Source organism: Streptomyces sp. NPDC041205 (assembly GCF_055591765.1).
The window spans coordinates 1-1,071 of sequence record NZ_JBVIZH010000025.1 but is presented as its reverse complement, the minus strand read 5'-3'; the positions used below and the strand labels follow the sequence as shown (position 1 = coordinate 1,071).

The 1,071-nt window shown below is 67.3% G+C and carries 1 protein-coding gene; it reads right to left on the bottom strand.

The annotated features are described in order from the left end of the window. A partial coding sequence (locus ACZ6BG_RS39110; RefSeq protein WP_469011155.1) for a sensor histidine kinase occupies positions 1-1,023 on the bottom strand: 1,023 nt, incomplete at its 3' end. Positions 1,024-1,071 lie beyond the last annotated feature (48 nt).

The window sequence follows — 1,071 nt, the reverse complement described above, 5'->3', positions numbered from 1 at the left end:
GACGTGGAAGCCGCCGTCGGGGCGGGGGCCGGACTCGAACGTGCCTCCCACCAACTCCACCCGCTGCCGCAACCCCTTCAACCCACTCCCCGAACCAGACGACGCCAACTCCCGATCCACCGCCGCCGTCGGAGCCGAATTCCGCACCCTCAACCGCACCCGATCCGCCTCATACCGCACCTCCACCCGCACCCCACTCCCCGGAGCGTGCTTCCGCACATTCGTCAACGCCTCCTGCACAATCCGATACGCCGTCCGCGCCACCACCGGAGACGACACCGAACGATCCCCCGACTCACTCAACACCACCTCAACACCCACCGCCCGCGACTCCTCCACCAACACCGACAAACCCCAATCACCCACCCCCACACCACCATCATCACCAACACCACCCACCAACCCCACCGCACTCTCCGGAGACCTCAACACCCCCACCAAATCCCTGAGCTCCTCCAACGCCTGACACCCCGCAGCCCGCAAACCCTCCGCCTCCGCCCGCACCCGCTCATCCGAAGACACCACCCGCAACGCCCCCGCCTGCAACACCATCAACGACACCCGATGCGTCACCACATCATGCATCTCCCCCGCCAAACGCACCCGCTCCTCCGCCCGCGCCCGCTCCGCCAACAAAAACTGCTCCCGCTCCGCCCGCTCAGCCCGCTCCGTCAACGCCACGATCAACCCCCGCCGCGCCGCCACATACATCCCCAACAACGCCGGCACCGCCGTCAACAACACCCCCGACGCCGCCACCGCGAACGACAACTCCCACAACCGCGTCGCCACCACAGTCAACACACCCGTCAACACCCACGCACCCCGCGGCCGCGACGAATACACCACCGCCGAATACGCCGCGAACGGCGCAGCCAACGGCACCCACACCCCCGACCCATCCACCGACGTCACCAACAACCCCGGCACCAACCACACCGACAACGACATCAACACCGCAGACACCGTCGCCACACCCAACACAAACAACGGCCACACCCGCCGCACCACCAACACCACCACCACAACCACCTGCAACCCCAACCCCGCCCACGGCCCAAACCGCGGATG